Raw genomic sequence first — 1,037 nt, 5'->3', positions numbered from 1 at the left:
GGGTATTAGGGGCGCTTTCTGTAGGCGTTCATCTTTTGCTGTGTAGGCAACTTCCCAAACGTACTTTTTGACCCCCGCCTGCTTGTGTCCGGGTTGTAGGTGCTTGCTTATATTTCGATGCCTTTCTCGGTATCGGAATCCAGGACATGGCGTACGGTTACATCAATCAACAGGCTTCACCTTACCCGTTTTTGAAATCACGGCTATGGCGCGGAGGCTTGTTACAGGGCCCAGATCATTTTGATGTGCTGAATAAACACCTGAGCCAAGGAATGGTGAGGCCGGGTGAGTTGGTGATCGTTCCCGAAATGTCCAGTGCCCATTGCTCAATCGAAGAAGCCTGGTTGATGCGCCACGCTGAAGAGATTAGTCGCCAACTGGACCAGAATGTGCCGCTCGATAGAGCAGGAAATACAAATTACGACTTGGCGCAGAGCATTCTGGGGTATGGGTCGATAGGCATCGGCAGTGCGACGTCGGCTTGGAGCCGGCACCTGCAGGCGGTTGCACAGACTTTGGAGGAAATCGAGCAGTTGCATCGGCAATTGAAGGACGGTGGTTTGGACAAAGAGTCGTTTATACGACAGCGTCAAAGGATGTTTGGCGTTTTGGATATGCAACTGCAAGGGGCTGCGCGATTTGGTTCTGGATTGCGTGGCAATCAACCGCTTAAGGAGGCGCTTGGGATCTCGACCAAAAGCTATCTGCATCAAGGCGAAATTGTGGGGTATGCGCAGCGGGTTCAGACGATTACGCAGATGTCGAAATGGTTAAAGCAAGGAACATATCTGGGGTTGGCGTTGGATGTGGGCGTGGCGGGTTTGGAAATCAAGGAGGCGTGTGTGGTGGGAAGGGAGGCGCAGTGTCGGCGGGCGAAGTATGTGGAGACGGGGAGGTTGCTGGGTGGAGTATTTGGGGCTGCTGTTTTGGGCAAGCGTGGCGCAACTATTTCTCGCAGTGCATGCCGGATTGCATTGGGTGTTTCACTGAAAGGCAACGGTGAACTGGCTTGTGGAATTATCGGAGGGGCTGTGGGT

1 protein-coding gene is annotated in these 1,037 nt (G+C 53.2%); it reads left to right on the top strand.

The annotated features are described in order from the left end of the window. Positions 1-146: 146 nt before the first annotated feature. The coding region (locus GIW79_RS29495) for a hypothetical protein (RefSeq protein WP_236453467.1) at positions 147-1,037 on the top strand (891 nt) is incomplete at its 3' end.

It is taken from the genome of Pseudomonas sp. PA-7-1E (assembly GCF_021605325.1).
Taxonomy (GTDB): Bacteria; Pseudomonadota; Gammaproteobacteria; order Pseudomonadales; family Pseudomonadaceae; genus Aquipseudomonas; species Aquipseudomonas fluorescens_BV.
This window is presented reverse-complemented; position numbering and strand designations above follow the sequence as displayed.